The following is a 17445-nucleotide window of genomic DNA, read 5'->3' on the forward strand; positions in this document are numbered from 1 at the left end:
CGCTATAACCCGTGCTCCGGAGCAGTTTTTCAAAAATGGCAGACGGCAATAGATTCTTCCCGGCTTTGCGTCTCATCCTCGCCGCTTTGGTTGCGGGCATGCTGGCCGGCGCGGTCGCGGTATATGTCAGGGAAAGCAGTTCTGGCAACAAGGCGCCCGCGCAAGTGGCCGCCGGCGGCGGCAAGGACGACGCCGCCTGCGTCGCCAAGACCGACCGTGCCAAGAAGATCGCCGCCGCTGCTGCCGGCCAGGTTGCCGCGCTTTTGCCAGCGGATCCGCCGCAATCGCTGAAAAGCCTTGCGTTCAACGGCCCCGACGGGAAGCCGACGACGATCGCCGATCATGCCGGCAAGACGGTGTTGCTCAATCTGTGGGCGACATGGTGTGCACCTTGCCGCGCCGAAATGCCGGCGCTCGATGCGCTGCAGAAGGAGATGGGCAGCGATGCGTTTCAGGTTGTTGCCGTCAACGTCGATGCCGGCGACGATGCCAAACCGAAGAAATTCCTGGAGGACACCGGCGTCAAGTCGCTCGGCTACTATCGCGATGCGACGATGGCGCTGTTCAACGACGTCAAGACGCGCGGCCTGGCGCTAGGTCTGCCCGTCACCATGCTGATCGATGGGCAAGGCTGCCTCATCGCCCATATGAACGGCCCGGCCGAATGGTCGGGGCCGGATGCCAAGCGTCTGGTCGAGGCGGCGCTTCAGCCGGGATAGGCTCAGACCGTGCGCAGGCGCGGCTTGAGCACGGCAATGCTTGCGCCGCGTCGGCTGGCTGTGCGGATTGCCGGAGCAGCCACGCCCGTCAGTTCGCCGAACGTCTCGATCGGAGCCGGTTTGCCGAGGTAATAGCCTTGCCCGATCTCGCAAGCCTCGGCATCCAGGAACTGCAATTCACCCGGCGTCTCGATGCCCTCCGCAAGGACCGGTAGGCCGAGACCGCGTCCAAGCCCCAGCACGGCGCGGACGATCGCCGCGAACTGGGCGTTCTTGTCGACCGATTTGATGAACGAGCCGTCGATCTTGATCTTGTCGAAAGGAAAGGCGCTAAGGTTGGACAGCGAAGAGTAGCCGGTGCCAAAATCGTCCATCGCTACATGCACGCCAAGCGCCTTGACCTGCCTCAACGCCGCCAGCGCGCGGGGCATATCCTTCACCAGGGCTGTTTCGGTGATCTCCAGTTCCAGCCTGCCGGGTGCCAGGCCGGACCTCGCCAGTGCGTCATGCACCTTGCGGCTGAAGTTCGGATTGTGAAGCTGCACGGCGGAGACGTTGACGGCGACCATCAGCGGATTTGTCCAGCGAGCAGCATCGTTACAAGCCGTCGTCAGCACCCAGTCGCCGATCTGGGCGATCGCGCCACTGTCCTCGGCCACGGGGATGAAAACAGCCGGAGAAATATCACCCCGCTCAGGGTGCTGCCACCGGACCAGGGCTTCGAAGCCGATCATCCTGCCGCCGCGGATTTCCTTCTGAGGCTGGTAGACGAGGTGGAACTCCTTGCGGGCGATGGCCTGGCGCAATTCATGCTCCATCACGCGCTTGTCGCGGGCCGCGGTGCCCATGGCTATCTCGAAAAACCGGTAAGTGTCCCTGCCTTCGGTTTTGGCGCGATGGAGTGCCGTGTCGGCGTGGCTGATCAGGCCGGCCTGGTCTTCGGCATCCAGCGGAAAGAAGGCGATGCCGATGCTGGCCGAGACGAGGCCGGAGCCGACCGAAACCCTGTTTTCCTCGCGGATCGCCGCCAGCAAGTCCTCGGCTATCCGGCCTGCGGCCAGGGGGTCGGGGAGGTTCGGAGCTATGATGGCAAATTCGTCGCCGCCGAGACGCGCGAGCATCTGTCCGTGGCGCGGAATGCCGGAAATGCAGTGCGCGAGCTTCTGCAGCATCGCGTCACCGGCGCTGTGGCCGTAGAGGTCGTTGACTTGCTTGAACCGGTCGAGGTCAAGCAGCAGGAGCGCCAGATATCCATCCTTGCCGCCACGATCCATCGAGGCGAATTCCGCTTCCAGCCGGGAAGAAAAGCTCCGCCGATTGGCAAGCCCGGTAAGCGGATCGAAATGCGCGAGGCGGAGGATCTCTTCTTCTGCCTTCTTGCGCTCACGGATGTCGCGAACGGCAAGCACCGTATGAGGCCTGCCGCAGTAGGTGATCTTCCTGGCGATCAGCTCGACAGGAATTCTCGCGCCGTCGCTGCCCCTTAATGTCGCTTCCTGCGCCTGTTCGCCGAAGCCGGACATAGCGGCTGTGCTCTGTCCGTCGAAAAGCTCGCCGAGTTGCATCGTGTTCAGGGTGGCTGTCGCTGTTCCGGTCAGCTTCGCCATACTGTCATTGGCACTGACGATGCGGGTGCCATCGCAAACGATCAGACCTTCCACCGCCGCATTGGCGAGATCGTGCATGCGCTCGGCCTCGAGCTTCTGGTGGCGAAAGCGCAGATCGATCCACAGCGCGGCACCTGACAGCACAAGGATTACAAGGCTGGCGACCGCTGCGGCAAAGGCCTGGGAAATGGGCTCGATGGAATGTTCGGATATTTCAATCGAGGAATCCGGAATGATCGACACCGCGGCCATCGCGATGAAATGCAAGCTGCAAATGGCCAGCGTCAAAAGCGCGGCGCCGCCGAGAGTCGCGAGCGCTGACGGGCGGCGCAAGACGACCAGGAGCGCCAGTGCCGCAAGGGTCACGCCGGCCAGAAGCGATATCGCGACAAGGAGCAGGTTCCATACGACCCGGCCTTCGACCTCGAAAGCGGCCATGCCGATGTAGTGCATCGTCGCGATGGCGCCGCCGAGAATGGCGCCACCGACGAGGAAATGGTCGATGCCGCGCCGCAAGGTGGCGACCCACATCCCAAGCGCGGTCAGGATGACGGCGGCGGCAAGCGAAAAGGCGGATAATCCCGGATTGTATGCGTTCGGTATTCCCGGCGTAAAGGCGGTCATGGCGATGAAATGCGTCGCCCATATGCCGAACCCGGTCGAGGCCGCGGCGATCATCAGCCAGACAAGCCGGTTTCGCTCGGTCGATCGGCCGACATGCTTAAGGAGATTAACCGCAGAGAAACAAGAAATTCCACAGACGAGTGCGGCGAGCGCAACCAGTCTCAGGTCGTGCTGATTTACGATACAATTATAGACCGTCAGCATCCTGGTTCACTCGGTCAAAACTAACAGGGAGGTGTGACGGATTAGCTCTTGGAGATTTTAACGAATAGTTAACCCGTAGGCCATGAGGCGGGTCTTTTCGGGGGAAAACCGATGCCGCTGCGCCAAAAAAGGCGGTGATGTCGTTTCTGACGCCCGGTTTCGGTAGCGAGTGCACTTTAGGAAGGAATGGAGTTCATTGATCGGCAACAAAACCGTTGTCCGATTGTCATCAGCGCCACATATTGGCTTTGCGGAGGTGCCCCTTTCGCCAATGACAAACGGGAGATGAAACATGAAGTTCTTCGGCTTTGCGGCCGGTATCGCCGCCACCGTGACCCTGCTTTCCACCACCTCCGCCTTCGCCGTCACGCAGATCAGCTGGTGGCACGCCATGACCGGCGCCAACGCCGAGGTCGTCGCCAAGATCTCCAAGGATTTCAACGCCAGCCAGAGCGAATATGAGCTCGTTCCGGTGTTCAAGGGCACCTATCCGGAGACGCTGAATGCCGGCATCGCTGCCTTTCGTGCCGGGCAAGCGCCCGATATCCTCCAGGTGTTCGACGTCGGCACCGGCGTGATGATGGCGGCCGAGGGTGCGATAAAGCCGGTGGCCGATGTGATGACCGGCGCCGGGATGACTTTCGACAAGAGCCAGTATCTGCCCGGCATCGTCGGCTATTATTCCAAGCCGGACGGCACCATGCTGTCCTTCCCCTACAACTCCTCCTCGCCGATCCTCTACTACAACAAGGACATCTTCCAGAAGGCAGGCCTCGACGTGAACAATCCGCCCAAGACCTGGAACGAGGTTTGGGAAGCCGCCAAGAAGATCAAAACGAGCGGCGCCGCTTCTTGCGGCTATACCTCGACCTGGCTGACCTGGATTCATCTGGAGAATTTCGCGGCGTGGAATGACGTGCCTTGGGCCACCCAGCAGAACGGCCTGGCCGGCGGCGATATCGAACTCAAGATCAATGCGCCGATTTTCGTCAACCACTTCCAGGCGCTCGCCGACCTGGCCAAGGACGGCACGTTCAAATATGGCGGCCGCACCTCCGAAGCCAAGCAGATATTCCTCGCCGGCGAATGCGGCATCTTCACCGAATCGTCGGGCGGCCTCGGCGATATCGTCAAGTCCGGCATGAACTATGGCATCGGCCAGCTTCCCTACGACAGTGACGCCAAGGGTGCTCCGCAGAACACGACGCCGGGCGGTGCCAGCCTATGGGTGTTCGGCAACAAGTCGGACGAGGAATACAAGGGCGTTGCCGCCTTCTTTGCCTATCTGTCCAAGACTGATGTGCAGGAATACCTGCACCAGAAGTCGGGATACCTGCCTGTGACGCTCGCCGCGTACGAGGCGACCAAGAAATCAGGCTTCTATGACAAGAACCCCGGCCGCGAGACACCCATCCTGCAGATGATCGGCAAGTCGCCGACCGACAATTCGAAGGGCGTGCGCCTGCCGAATCTGCCGCAGGTGCGCGATATCCAGAACGAGGAGCTGGAGAAGATGCTGGCCGGCCAGCAAACCGCCCAGCAGGCGCTCGACAATGCGGTCGCGCGCGGCAACGCCGCGATCAAGGAAGCCCTGGACAACTAACGAGATCGTCTCGGTCAGTCGGTTGGAATATCGCCCACGCGAGCGCGCGTGGGCGATGCCTGGATAGCGAGGGAAATCAGCCTGTCTCCACGCGTCGTCTTTCCCAACAAGATCCTGCCCTACCTGCTGGTGGCGCCACAGCTCGCCATCACCCTGGTTTTCTTCTACTGGCCGGCCGGTCAGGCGCTTTACCAGTCGATGCTCAGGCAAGACCCGTTCGGGCTGAAGAGCAGGTTCGTCTGGTTTGCCAATTTCCGGAAGGTGCTGGCCGATCCGGCCTACCTCAACTCGATCAAGGTTACGGTGGTGTTCTCGCTTGCGACCGCGATCGTTGCCATGGTTGTGGCCCTGCTGCTCGCGGTCATGGCCGAGAAGGCCGTGCGCGGCAAAGGCCTCTACCGCACACTGTTGATATGGCCTTATGCTGTGGCGCCCGCGATTGCCGGCATGCTGTGGCTGTTTCTGTTCAACCCTTCGATAGGCTCGTTGGCCTATTTGCTGAGAAGCCTCGGCATTGCCTGGGACCCACTGCTCAACGGCACCCACGCCATGATCCTGCTGGTGTCGGCGGCTGCCTGGAAGCAGATCAGCTACAATTTCCTGTTCTTCGTCGCCGGCCTGCAGGCGGTGCCGAAAACGCTGATCGAAGCGGCGGCCATGGACGGCGCCGGCGAAACCAAGCGCTTCTGGACCATCGTCTTCCCGCTGCTTGCGCCGACAACCTTTTTCCTGCTGGTCGTCAACACCGTCTATGCCCTGTTCGACACGTTCGGCATCGTTCATGCCGTCACCGGCGGCGGGCCGGGCAAGACGACCGAGACGCTGGTCTACAAGGTCTACAATGACGGCTTCGTCAATCTGATCCTGGGCGACTCGGCGGCGCAGTCGGTCATCCTGATGGCCATCGTCATCGCGCTCACAGCGATCCAGTTCCGCTATGTGGAACGCAAAGTCCACTACGGCTGAGGGCAGCGATGATCGGCCAGTCCTCGCTCCGCACCTTCATCGCCCATGCCGTGCTCATCCTCGGCATATTGATCGTGGCTTTTCCGATCTACTACACCTTCGTGGCCTCGACGCACACGCTGCAAACGATCCTCAGGCCGCCGCTGCCGCTCTTGCCGGGCAGCCAGCTATGGAACAACTACAGTGAGGCGCTGTTCGGCGGCATCGGCCGTATCGGCGGGGTCAGCGTCGGCAGGCTGCTCCTCAACACCACGATCATGGCGCTCGGCGTTGCGGTCGGAAAGATCTTCATCTCGATCCTGTCGGCCTACGCGATCGTGTTCTTTCGCTTTCCGCTGCGCATGACCTTCTTCTGGCTGATCTTCATCACCTTGATGCTTCCAGTCGAGGTGCGCATCCTGCCGACCTACAAGGTGATGGTCGATCTCGGCATGATCGACACCTATGCCGGCCTGATCGTCCCGCTGATCGCCTCGGCCACCGCAACGCTGCTGTTTCGCCAGTTCTTCATGACCATACCGGGCGAATTGGTCGAGGCGGCGCGTGTCGACGGTGCCGGGCCATGGCGCTTCTTCTTTGATATCCTCCTGCCGCTGTCGCGGACAAACATCGCCGCGCTGTTCGTGATCCTCTTCATCTATGGCTGGACGCAGTATCTTTGGCCGCTGCTCGTCACCAACAGCAGCGACATGAACACCATCGTCATCGCGCTGAGAAAGATGGTTTCCTTCGCCGATGCCGACACCCAATGGCACCTCGTGATGGTCACGGCAATGCTGGCTATCGTGCCGCCGATTCTCGTCGTGGTGATGATGCAACGCTGGTTCGTGCGCGGCCTGGTCGAATCCGAAAAGTGAGACTCTGATGGCGACCGTCGATCTGAAGGACGTGAAGAAGGTCTATCCCAGCGGCGTCGAAGCCGTGAAGGGCGTCTCCATCGCCATTCCCGACAAGGAGCTTTGCGTGCTGGTCGGCCCGTCAGGTTGCGGCAAGTCCACGCTGCTGAGGATGATCGCCGGGTTGGAGACCATTTCGGCCGGTACAGTCGCCATCGACGGCAAGGTGGTCAACGCCATCGGCCCGACCGAGCGCGACATCACCATGGTGTTCCAGAATTACGCGCTCTACCCACATATGAAGGTCTATGACAACATGGCCTATGGCCTGCGCAACCGCGGCACGCCGAAGGACGAGATCGATAGCAGGGTACGCTCGACGGCCAAGGTGCTGGAGCTTTCGGCGCTGCTCGACCGGCGCCCGCGCGAGCTTTCAGGCGGTCAGCGCCAGCGCGTCGCCATGGGTCGCGCCATCGTGCGCAACCCGAAGGTCTTCCTGTTCGACGAACCACTGTCCAACCTCGATGCGAAATTGCGCGGGCAGATGCGCATCGAGATCAAGAATCTGCAGCGCTCGCTTGGCGTCACCTCGGTTTATGTCACGCACGACCAGCTTGAGGCGATGACGCTGGCCGACATCCTCGTCGTCATGAACGCCGGACTGGTCGAGCAGACCGGCGCGCCGCTTGATGTGTACGAGAAACCGGCCTCGACCTTCGTCGCTTCGTTCATAGGCGCACCGCCGATGAATCTGCTGGCGCTCACAGGGGCCTCCCCAAGCTTGGTATTGGCCGACGGTACGGTGATTGGCTTGGCGCCTCGACAGGGCAAGGCGGTGACACTGGGCTTTCGTCCGGAGGACGCCGATATCACCTTCGCGGCAGAGGCGCCGGCCGGCGCGCTCGCGCTGCCGGCGACAGTGGAAGCGGTCGAACCGGTCGGTGCCGAAAGCTTTCTCCATTGCGTGGCAGCCGGCAGCCGCATCGTGGTGCGCGTCTCAGGCCGCGCCAGCGCCAAGCCAGGCGACCGATTGCGCGTCGTGGCCAGGTCCGAAAAGCTGCATTGGTTCGATCAAGCGGGCAAACGGGTCGATTGAAATCGGCCTTGCGCAAAACCGTTCAGGCAAACACATGCGCCTTGCCCGACACGGTCAGCCGCACGATCTCGCCGACGGCCGGCGCGTCCATGCCCGGCTTGCGCAGGATCAATGGTGTGTTGCCGATGGCGGCCGCGTCGGGCGGATCGGGACTGTTCAAGAGACGCACGGCGATGGTGCACATCGAGCCGGCGAATTCGGATTCCGTGACCTCGCCGAACAGCATGTCCGGCGTGCCCGACATGCCTTCACGCGAGGTTCGTTTCAGCAGCACCTGCTCGGGCCGCAGCATGATGCGGGCGATGTCGCGCCGCTCGGTGCTGTCGACGGCGATGCTGCCGAGCGGCGAGGTGGCGAAGCCATCGGCGATCCTGGCCGGCAAGACGATGGCGTCGCCGAGGAACTCGGCGATTATCCTGTCCTTCGGCCTGAAATAGAGCTCGCGCGGCGTGCCGACCTGCGAGAATTTGCCGTCGCGCATCACCGCGACCTGACTGGCGAATGACAGCGCCTCGGCCTGATCATGGGTGACCAGGATGGTGGTGATGCCGGCGGTTTCAAGGAGCTCGGCCACGGCCTTGCGCATCGAGGCGCGCAGGCCGGTGTCGAGCGCCGAGAACGGCTCGTCGAGCAGCATCAGCCGCGGCTTCATGGCCATGGCGCGGGCGAGCGCGACGCGCTGCTGCTGGCCGCCGGAGAGCTCATGCGGACGGCGCTTCAGGATTCCTTTGTCCAGTCCGACGACATAGGCGAGCTCGGCGATGCGCTCACTGCGCTTTTCCTCGTGACGCCCCATGCCGAAGCCGATATTGGCGGCGATGCTCAGATGCGGGAACAGAGCGCCGTCCTGCGCCACCAGCCCGATGCCGCGGCGATGCGCCGGCACGGCCGTGTCGCCATCGGCCAGCACCTCGCCATCGAGCACGATGCGGCCCTGGTCCGGCGCCTCGAAGCCGGCGATCAGCCGCAGCAAGGTGGTCTTGCCGCAACCGGACGGCCCGACGATTGCCGTACGGCTGCCGCTGGCCACGCTGAGGTCGACGCCGGCAAGTGCTGCGACGGGCCCGTAGTGCTTGTGGATGCCGCTCAGCTCGAGAAAGCTCATCGCCCGGCCATCCGCTTCGACTGGACGTAGAGCAGCCAGGTCAAAGGCAGCGACATCGCCACCATGATCAGGGCATAAGGCGCTGCCGACGCATAGTCGATCTCGCCGCTATAGGACCAGAACGCCATGGCCAGAGTGCGGGTGCCGTTGGGCGCCAGCATCTGGGTTGCGGTCAATTCGTTCATGATGCCCAGCGCGACCAACGCCATGCCGGCTGCGGCGCCCGGCGCCGACAGGCGGATGGTCGTCGACCACAGCGCCTTGAGCGGCGACCGGCCGAGGCTGGAGGCGGCGCGTTCGAGCTCGACCGGCGCCTGTGCGATCGACGCCCTGAGGCTAATCAGGGCGCGCGGCAGGAACATCAGCGCATAGGCAACCAGGATAGTGAACAGGGTCTGGTAGAGCGGCATGGCGATACGCACGGCGATGGTGACCAGCGCCAGGGCGATGACAACGCCTGGCAACGCGCCGACGATGTAGTTGCAGGCCTCCAGGACGCGTTGCAGCCTTCCCGGCGCGCGGATCGAGATCCACGCCATCGGCATTGCCGCGATGGTGGCGAGCAGCGCCCCGGCAATCGCCAGGAACAGCGTTTGGCCAAGCGCCAGGCCGATCTCGTCGAGCCGCCAGACATCGGCGCCGCCGGCCATGAGCCAGCGGCCGATGGTGGCGAACGGCACGCCGAGCGCCAGTAGCGTGGTAATGGCAGGCAGCAGCAGGCAAGGAATGGTGACGCGCCCAAGGCTCGTGCGCTGCTGCTGGCGCGCAGCACCCGAACCGACGCGGGCATAGCGCTCTTCGCCGCGCACCAGCACCTCCAGCCCGAGCAGCACAAGGCAGCAGGTCACCAGCACGCCGGCCAGCATGTTGGCGGCGGGACCGTTGAAGGTCGACTGAAACTGGTCGACGATCGCGGTGGTGAAGGTGTCGAAGCGGATGAAGACATAGAGCCCGTATTCGGCCAGGAGGTGCAGGCCGACCAGCAGCGAGCCGCCGCAAATGGCGAGTCGGAGCTGCGGCAGCACGACACGCCGAAACACGCGCCATGGGCCAAGCCCGAGGGCCGCTGCTGCATCTTCGAGAGCGGGATCGAGCCGGCGCAAAGCTGCCGCTATCGGCAGATAGAGGAACGGGAAATAAGCGATGACCGATACAAGCACGCCGGCCCACAGGCCGTGCAGTCTGGGCGCCATGGTGATCCAGGCGTAACTGTGGACGAAGGCGGGAATGGCGAGCGGCGCCACCGACAACCAGGCCCATAGGCGGGCCCCCGGCAGATCGCTGCGCTCGGTGAGCCAGGCCAGCGCCACCGACAGCACGATCGAAATCGGCACGGTCAGCACCACCAGCAGACTGGTGTTGACCAGAAGTTCGCCGACGCGCGGCCTGAACACCAGCGCCGCCACGGTTTCCCAGCCAGTCTGCACCGCCACCCAGACGATGAAGGCAAGTGGCAGCAGCGCGAAAAGCGAGACAAAGACGGCGGCCAGCGCAATCCATGAGACCGACCAACGACGTGCCCGCACGGCCGTGGTATCGGCTGGCAAGCCTGAAGGTGCGAGATCGATCGCCGACTGCATCAGATCAGACGTTGTGCCGTTTCCGCCCGAAGGCGGAAACAATCGTCGGCGAATGCGGCGAGCAGCTTGTGGTCATGGACAAATGCCATCTTGAAAACAGAGCGCTCCCGCGGAAAGCGAATTCCCACAGGAGCGCAGTCGGTTGCCCTTTTAGGACGAACGCCGGCTAAAGCAAGCCGGCCGCCGTCATCAGGTCGGTCACCTTCTTCGAGTTCAGCGTCGTCGGGTCGACTTTCGGCGCCTGCAGATCGGCCAGCGGCACCAGCTTCGGATTGGACTCGGCGCCCTTGCCGACTGCGTATTCGAACGAATCGCCTGTCTTCAGCACGTCCTGGCCGCCCTTGCCGGTGACCCATTTCAGGAAAGCCTGCGCTTCCTTAGGGTGCTTGCTCGAGGCCAGCACGCCACCGCCGGAAACCGAGACGAAAGCACCGGGATCCTGGTGCTTGAAATAGTGCAGCTCGACGTTCTTGCTGTTCTCGCCGGTCTTGGCCTGATCGCCGTAATAGTAATAGTGATAGATCACGCCGCCTTCGACCTCGCCGGCATTGACCGCCTTCATCACCGTGCTGTTGCCCTTATAGGCGGCAAAATTCTCCTTCATGCCCTTTAGCCATTCGGCCGTCGCTGCCTCACCCTTGAGCTGCAAAAGCGCGCTGACGATCGCCTGGAAATCGGCGCCGGAGGGCGATGCGGCCCAACGGCCCTTCCAGCTCGGATCGGCGAGATCGAGAAGCGATTTGGGCAGCTGGTCGGCGGCCAGCTTGGTCTTGTTGAAGGCAAAGACCGTGCTGCGCGCGGCGACGCCGACCCATTTGCCGCTCGCCGGCTGGTACTCCTGCGGAACCTGGGCCAGCGTCTCGGTGTCGACCGGTGCGAACAGGCCGGCCGCCTCGACTAATGCCATGGCCGGCGAATTCTCCGTCAGGAATACATCGGCGGGCGAAGCGGTGCCTTCCGCAACGATCTGATTGGAGAAATCGCTGTCGCCGCCATTGCGGACGGTAACCTTGATGCCGGTTTCCTTGGTGAATCCCTCCGCCCAGGCCTTGGTCAGGTTTTCGTGCTGGGCGTTGTAGACGACGATGCCCTCGTCCTCTGCTATTGCCGGGCCGGCGATCAGGCTGATTGCAAGTGCTGTCGCACCGGCAAGGGCGGAAAGAGCATATTTCATGGCGTCGTCCTCGATTTCGATGGTCGTTGGCTTGGCACGCTGCACCTACCAATACATGACTAGCGCAGTCAACATTGCTGGCCCACTCAATTGCTCAAAAGGCCAAACTTTCGTGATGCTCAGCTAATTTGCCTTGGACATTATTTCGCCGGCCCCGTAACAAATCAGCGCCGAGACGCGAATATCGGGGAGTGAACTCTTGTGAGCGGCAAGGACGAAGCCGAGCTTTCACGGCTGCTGCGGGCCGCGATCGCCGGAGACGAAAGGGCCTATGCCGACTTTCTGCACCGGATCGCCGCGCTCGTTCGTGGCTTTGCCCGGCGCAAGATCGTGCAGGGTGGGGTGGATCCCGAGGATGTCGTGCAGGAAACCTTGCTGGCCATTCATGTGAAACGACACACCTGGCGCCATGATGCGCCGGTGCTGCCTTGGGTCTATGCAATAGCCCGCTTCAAGCTGATCGATGCCTTCCGGCGGCGCGGCCGGCGGATCGAGGTCGAGATCGACGAAATCGCCGAGACCTTCGCCGAGCCGGAAGCGGAGACGGTAAGCGAGCGCGACGTCAACCGGGCGCTCGACAGCCTGTCGCCGGCACAGCGTTCCATCGTCTCGGCCGTATCGGTCGAAGGCCGTTCGATCGGCGAGACGGCGGCCAAGTTCGGCATCAGCGAGACGGCTGTGCGGGTGTCACTGCACCGCGGGCTTGCCGCCATTGCCAAACGGTTCGGGGCGAGGCGGGAATAAAAATGAGGACCGAAGATCTCATCAAGGCGCTCGACGCCGATGCCCGCAGCAAGGCGCTGCCGCTAGGCGCCGCCTGGTGGCTTGCCGCCGGTGCGGCCATGGTGATCGCGGCCGCGGTTTTCTGGCTGACGATCGGACCCCGTTCCGACATCGCGATCGCCATGCAGACGATGCGGTTCCTGTCCAAATTCGTCTTCACGATCGCTCTTTCGGCCAGCGCCTTTGCCCTGGTGCATGCGCTGTCGACGCCCGGTGCATCGACCCGCCGAGCGGCAAGCTGGATGATCGCCGCCCCGCTGCTGGTGATTGTGGCCGTGATTCTCGAACTCTTCGCCGTGCCTGCGTCCGACTGGGGCACACGCCTGGTCGGCACGAACCTGGTCATCTGCCTGACCTTCATTCCGTTGATCGGGATCGGCCCGCTTGCCGTCTTTCTCGCGGTCCTGCGCCATGGCGCGCCGACAAGGCCGGTGCTTGCCGGTGCGGCCGCGGGCCTGCTTGCCGGCGGGCTGGCGGCGACCTTCTATGCGGCGCATTGCTTCGACGATTCGCCGCTTTTCGTCGCCACCTGGTACACGATTGCGGTCGCCATCCTTGCCGTGCTCGGGGCGCTCGGCGGACGACTTTTTGTGCGCTGGTAGCGATAAGAATCAGCGTGTCGGAACGGGATGCTCGCCGCGATAGTCGTAAAAGCCGCGCCCGGTCTTGCGTCCGAGCCAGCCGGCCTCGACATATTTGACCAGCAGCGGGCAGGGGCGGTATTTCGAATCCGACAGTCCGTCATGCAGCACCTGCATGATCGACAGGCAGGTATCGAGCCCGATGAAATCGGCAAGCTGCAGCGGCCCCATCGGATGGTTGGCGCCGAGCTTCATGGCGGTATCGATGGCGTCGACCGAGCCGACACCTTCATAGAGCGTGTAGATCGCCTCGTTGATCATCGGCAGCAGGATGCGGTTGACGATGAAGGCCGGGAAATCCTCCGAGACGGTGATCGTCTTGTCGAGCTGCTTCACATAAGTTTTTGCCGCCTCGAAGGTCTGGTCCTCGGTGGCGATGCCGCGCACCAGTTCGACCAGCTTCATCACCGGAACCGGATTCATGAAATGTATGCCGATGAAGCGTTCCGGCCGGTCGGTCTGCGAAGCCAACCGTGTGATCGAGATCGATGACGTGTTCGTCGCCAGGATGGCCTCGGGGTTGAGCTGCGGGCAGAGCTGGGCATAAATCTTGCGCTTGACCGTCTCGTCCTCGGTCGCCGCTTCGATCACCAGATCGGCGCCCGCAAGGTCGGCCATGGCCGGCGCCGCCGAAATGCGCGCCATCGCCTCATTGCGCAGCGTTTCCTCGAGTTTGCCGGAGCCGACCTGACGGGCCATGTTGCCGCTGATCGTAGCGATGCCCTTTTCGATGCGGTCGGGCGAAATATCGTAAACCAGCACCTTATAGCCCGCCAGCGCCGACACATGGGCGATGCCGCCGCCCATCTGGCCCGCGCCGATGATGCCGATCGTCTCGATCTTGCTCATTACCCGATCCCGTCGAGGCCTTTGCGGCCCGTTTTTTGTGCAGTGCAAACTAAAAGGGCGGGGCGACTTCGTCTACCCCACCCCTCGGAATTTAATACGCTTTGGCAGAAGGCGTCAAAGCGCCTTTTGCAGTTCCGGCAGAATGACGAAGAGATCGCCGACGAGACCGTAGTCGGCGACCTGGAAGATCGGCGCCTCCTCGTCCTTGTTGATGGCAACGATCACCTTCGAATCCTTCATGCCGGCAAGGTGCTGGATGGCACCGGAGATGCCGACGGCAATATAAAGGTCGGGCGCTACAACCTTGCCGGTCTGGCCGACCTGCCAGTCGTTCGGCGCATAGCCGGCATCGACGGCGGCGCGAGATGCGCCAACCGCCGCACCGAGCTTGTCGGCGACCGGCAGGATGACCTCCTGGAACTTCTCGGAGGAGCCCAGCGCACGGCCGCCCGAGATGACGATCTTGGCCGAGGTCAGCTCTGGACGGTCGGTCTCGGAGAGCTTGTTCTCGACAAAGCTCGACAGGCCGGGATTGGCCGCCGCCTGAACCGTCTCGACCGGCGCGGAACCGCCCTCGGGCGCTGCCTGGAAGGAAGCGGTGCGCACCGTGATGACCTTCTTGGCGTCACTCGACTGCACCGTCTGGATGGCGTTGCCGGCATAGATCGGCCGCTTGAAGGTGTCGGGCGACACGACTTCGATGATTTCCGATATCTGGGCGACATCGAGCAGCGCCGCCACGCGGGGCGCGACGTTCTTGCCCGACGAGGTCGCCGGCGCGACGATTGTCTCGTATGGCTCAGCAAGTGAAACGACGAGTGCCGCCAGCGGTTCGGCGAGACGCTCGGTCAGTTCGTCAGCGTCGGCGAGCAGCACCTTGGTGACGCCCTTGAGCTTTGCGGCTGCGTCCGCTGCCGGCTTGGCATCTTTGCCGGCAACCAGCACATGCACGTCCGAACCGATCTGCAGCGCCGCCGAAAGCGCCTTGGCGGTCTGGTCGGAAAGCGCAGCGTTGTCGTGTTCGGCAATCAGAAGAATTGTCATTTTTTATCCCTTCCTGGCCTACAGCACGCCGGCTTCGTTCTTCAGCTTGTCGACCAGTTCGGCGACGCTCTTGACCTTGACGCCCGCCTTGCGGCCGCCCGGCTCCTCGGTTTTGATCACCTTCAGCCGCGGCTTGACGTCGGCGCCGTAGTCGGCAGGGCTCTTCTCGTCGAGCGGCTTCTTCTTGGCCTTCATGATGTTGGGCAGCGACGCGTAGCGTGGCTGGTTCAGGCGCAAATCGGCGGTGACGATTGCCGGCATCTTCAGTTCCAGCGTCTGCAGGCCGCCATCGACCTCGCGCGTCACCGTGGCCTTTTCACCGTCGAGCACGATCTTGGAGGCGAAGGTGCCCTGCGCCCAGCCGAGAAGTGCGGCCAGCATCTGGCCGGTCTGGTTGGAATCGTCGTCGATCGCCTGCTTGCCGAGAATGACAAGGCCGGGCTGTTCTGCCTCGACGACGCCCTTCAGCACCTTGGCGACGCCCAGCGGCTCAGTCTGCTCGTCGGTCTTGACCAGGATGGCGCGGTCGGCGCCCATGGCGAGCGCCGTGCGCAAGGTCTCCTGTGCCTGCTGCGGCCCGATCGACACGACGATGATCTCTTCGGCCTTACCAGCTTCCTTCAGCCGGATCGCCTCTTCCACCGCGATCTCGTCGAACGGGTTCATCGCCATCTTGACATTGGCGAGTTCCACCGCCGAACCGTCCGCTTTCACCCGGACCTTGACGTTCGCATCCACAACCCGCTTCACGGGCACAAGGATCTTCATTTGCCTGTCACCTCTTTCACGATAGTCTCTCACGCGCGTCGGACGCGCTATAGCAGCGTGCACCTCTTCAGAGTTGTCGAAAGCCGACATTCCGGACGGAATTCTGGTCTTCGCCACGCCAGTAGGGTGGCGCTTCCGTAGTTGCGGCGACCCCGCGCGTCAATATCCGGGCGCACTCGGATCCTCGGCGAAGCACTCAAATCAGTTCAGTCCGGACCGGAAACGCTTCCCCGGCCCCATCGCGGCGCCGGCTGCGCAGGTTGCGGTTCGCTTGGCGCCGGCTCTACGGCAACGGGCACATGCCCGGCGACCACCACAGTCTCTTCATCCGCAGCGGCGAGCAGCGGCACGCCGCGGCTGCGCAAGACAAGCACCAGCACGGCTCCGGCGATGATGCCGCCGATATGGCAGGCCCAGGAGACCTGATCCTCGCCTCCCTGGGCAAACATGAAGATCTGGAACAGGATCCACAGGATGAGCGGGATGAAGGCCGGGATACGCAACGGGATGCGGGCGAAGGCCAGCACCCACACCTTCACGCGCGGATAAAGGATCAGATAGGCAGCGACGACACCGGCGATGGCGCCCGACGCACCGATCAGCGGCACTTGCGAATCCCAGGCCACCAGACCCTGGAAGAAAGCGCCGGCAATGGCGCAAAGCAGGTAGAAGATGAGGTAGCGGATGTGGCCGAGTGCATCCTCGACATTGTCGCCGAATACCCACAGGAACAGCATGTTGCCGCCGAGGTGGAAGATATCTGCGTGCAGGAAGGAATAGGTCAGGTAGCTCAGGCTCTCGGGAATGACGACGAATTGCGGAGCGAGCTCGACGCTGTCATGCACGACCGACGGGATGAAGCCGAGGCCCAGCACCGCGGCGTTGGAGAAGTCCTCACCGCCAAGCGTGGTGACAAGGTAGATCAACACATTGAGCGCGATCAGGCCGATGGTCACATATTGCAGCTTGATGTGCCGCAGCCTGTTGGTGTCGTAAAGCGGGATGAACATCGGGTCCCCAGCTCGGCGGATTTCAGCGGTTCTTGCCGGGAACCCATAGCACGTCGGCGTTTCCGTTGTCATTGACCGCGCGCGCGGCAACGAACAGGAAGTCCGAGACGCGGTTGATGTACCTTATTGCCTCGCGGTTGACGGGCTCGTTTGGGTCTTGCGACAGCGCCACCATGATGCGCTCGGCGCGACGCGCGACCGTACGGGCGAGGTGAAGGGCGGCGGCGGCCGGCGTGCCGCCATTGAGCACGAAGGATTTGAGCGGCTGCAGATTTTTGTTGAGGAGGTCGATGTCCTGTTCGACGCGGTCGGTCTGCGAGGCGACGATGCGCAGCGGCTCGTACTCCAGCGGCTTGCCATTATCGGGGACTGCCAGATCGGCGCCGAGATCGAAAAGATCGTTCTGGATGCGGCCGAGCATCGCATCGATCGCCGGATTTACTGCCGCTGTATGGATGCGGGCCATGCCGATGCAGGCATTGGCCTCGTCGACCGTGCCGTAGGCGTCGATGCGAAGGTCGGATTTCAGCCGCCGCTCGCCGGAGCCGAGACCGGTGGTGCCGTCGTCGCCAGTGCGGGTGTAGATCTTGTTGAGCTTGACCACGGGGTACCTCCCGACTGGTGCTGCGTCACTTACGGGTGAAATACACCGCCAGCATGATCAGCACCAAGGCCACGAACTGCAAGAGCACGCGCGTCTGCATCAGCTTGTTGGAGGTCATGCTGGAGCCGCCGCGCATCATGTTGATGAGGCCGCGCATCAGCACGATCACCACTGCGACCATGACAAGAACGGCGAGGATGTTGAAGACGGTTCCCATGGTGTGTTCCAGTTG

At 62.8% G+C, this 17445-nt stretch carries 17 protein-coding genes; 7 read left to right on the forward strand and 10 right to left on the reverse strand.

The features are described 5' to 3' along the window. The first annotated feature begins 35 nt into the window (after positions 1-35). A complete protein-coding gene (gene tlpA / locus NKH98_RS17620) occupies positions 36-719 on the forward strand; it encodes a thiol:disulfide interchange protein TlpA (protein ID WP_352900110.1) in 684 nt (227 codons plus the stop codon). A gap of 2 nt (positions 720-721) precedes the next feature. Here the strand turns inward: tlpA and NKH98_RS17625 are convergent, their stop codons facing one another. After that, positions 722-3154, reverse strand: a complete 2433-nt coding sequence (locus NKH98_RS17625; RefSeq protein WP_352900112.1) for a bifunctional diguanylate cyclase/phosphodiesterase — start codon at positions 3152-3154, stop codon at positions 722-724. A gap of 292 nt (positions 3155-3446) precedes the next feature. Between NKH98_RS17625 and ugpB the strand changes: the two genes are divergently transcribed. From ugpB to ugpC, 4 genes are all read left to right on the forward strand, one after another. Next, a complete protein-coding gene (gene ugpB / locus NKH98_RS17630) occupies positions 3447-4757 on the forward strand; it encodes a sn-glycerol-3-phosphate ABC transporter substrate-binding protein UgpB (RefSeq protein ID WP_352900114.1) in 1311 nt (436 codons plus the stop codon). 81 nt (positions 4758-4838) lie between these two features. After that, the gene (gene ugpA / locus NKH98_RS17635; protein ID WP_352483564.1) at positions 4839-5723 is read left to right on the forward strand and encodes a sn-glycerol-3-phosphate ABC transporter permease UgpA; all 885 of its coding nucleotides are present in this window, start codon (positions 4839-4841) and stop codon (positions 5721-5723) included. An 8-nt stretch (positions 5724-5731) separates the two neighbouring features. Continuing rightward, positions 5732-6580 carry a sn-glycerol-3-phosphate ABC transporter permease UgpE gene (gene ugpE / locus NKH98_RS17640; RefSeq protein ID WP_352900117.1) on the forward strand — a complete coding sequence of 283 codons (849 nt, stop codon included), beginning with the start codon at positions 5732-5734 and terminating at the stop codon, positions 6578-6580. Positions 6581-6587: 7 nt separating this feature from the next. After that, complete coding sequence (gene ugpC, locus NKH98_RS17645; RefSeq protein ID WP_352900120.1) at positions 6588-7655, forward strand: sn-glycerol-3-phosphate ABC transporter ATP-binding protein UgpC; 1068 nt, start codon at positions 6588-6590, stop codon at positions 7653-7655. A gap of 22 nt (positions 7656-7677) precedes the next feature. On the opposite strand, the gene NKH98_RS17650 is transcribed toward ugpC, so the two are convergent. From NKH98_RS17650 to NKH98_RS17660, 3 genes are all read right to left on the reverse strand, one after another. Then, the gene (locus NKH98_RS17650) at positions 7678-8760 is read right to left on the reverse strand and encodes an ABC transporter ATP-binding protein (RefSeq protein ID WP_352900123.1); all 1083 of its coding nucleotides are present in this window, start codon (positions 8758-8760) and stop codon (positions 7678-7680) included. Continuing rightward, complete coding sequence (locus tag NKH98_RS17655; RefSeq protein WP_352900126.1) at positions 8757-10340, reverse strand: ABC transporter permease; 1584 nt, start codon at positions 10338-10340, stop codon at positions 8757-8759. The genes NKH98_RS17650 and NKH98_RS17655 overlap by 4 nt, the downstream gene beginning before the upstream one ends. Positions 10341-10506: 166 nt before the next feature. Beyond that, the gene (locus NKH98_RS17660) at positions 10507-11514 is read right to left on the reverse strand and encodes an iron ABC transporter substrate-binding protein (RefSeq protein ID WP_352900129.1); all 1008 of its coding nucleotides are present in this window, start codon (positions 11512-11514) and stop codon (positions 10507-10509) included. A gap of 201 nt (positions 11515-11715) precedes the next feature. On the opposite strand from NKH98_RS17660, the gene NKH98_RS17665 reads away from it, so the two are divergent. Then, positions 11716-12258 (forward strand): sigma-70 family RNA polymerase sigma factor, encoded by a 543-nt coding sequence (locus tag NKH98_RS17665; RefSeq protein WP_352649328.1) that lies wholly within the window; start codon positions 11716-11718, stop codon positions 12256-12258. 2 nt (positions 12259-12260) lie between these two features. After that, a complete protein-coding gene (locus tag NKH98_RS17670; protein ID WP_352649329.1) occupies positions 12261-12899 on the forward strand; it encodes an NrsF family protein in 639 nt (212 codons plus the stop codon). A 9-nt stretch (positions 12900-12908) separates the two neighbouring features. Here the strand turns inward: NKH98_RS17670 and NKH98_RS17675 are convergent, their stop codons facing one another. The 6 genes from NKH98_RS17675 to NKH98_RS17700 form a co-directional block, all read right to left on the reverse strand. Next, complete coding sequence (locus tag NKH98_RS17675; RefSeq protein ID WP_352476291.1) at positions 12909-13787, reverse strand: 3-hydroxybutyryl-CoA dehydrogenase; 879 nt, start codon at positions 13785-13787, stop codon at positions 12909-12911. Positions 13788-13901: 114 nt separating this feature from the next. Continuing rightward, positions 13902-14831, reverse strand: a complete 930-nt coding sequence (locus NKH98_RS17680) for an electron transfer flavoprotein subunit alpha/FixB family protein (protein WP_352900133.1) — start codon at positions 14829-14831, stop codon at positions 13902-13904. Positions 14832-14849: 18 nt separating this feature from the next. Further along, entirely contained in the window at positions 14850-15599 is a 750-nt protein-coding gene (locus tag NKH98_RS17685) for an electron transfer flavoprotein subunit beta/FixA family protein (protein ID WP_352476294.1), read from the reverse strand. 206 nt (positions 15600-15805) lie between these two features. Further along, complete coding sequence (locus tag NKH98_RS17690) at positions 15806-16609, reverse strand: rhomboid family intramembrane serine protease (protein WP_352900134.1); 804 nt, start codon at positions 16607-16609, stop codon at positions 15806-15808. Between the two features lie 22 nt (positions 16610-16631). After that, complete coding sequence (locus tag NKH98_RS17695) at positions 16632-17213, reverse strand: cob(I)yrinic acid a,c-diamide adenosyltransferase (protein WP_352900137.1); 582 nt, start codon at positions 17211-17213, stop codon at positions 16632-16634. Positions 17214-17238: 25 nt separating this feature from the next. After that, positions 17239-17430: a twin transmembrane helix small protein gene (locus NKH98_RS17700; protein WP_352900139.1), complete on the reverse strand. Its 192-nt coding sequence runs from the start codon at positions 17428-17430 to the stop codon at positions 17239-17241. Positions 17431-17445: the final 15 nt, after the last annotated feature.

This window comes from Mesorhizobium sp. M0833, assembly GCF_040319905.1.
Taxonomy (GTDB): domain Bacteria; phylum Pseudomonadota; class Alphaproteobacteria; order Rhizobiales; family Rhizobiaceae; genus Mesorhizobium.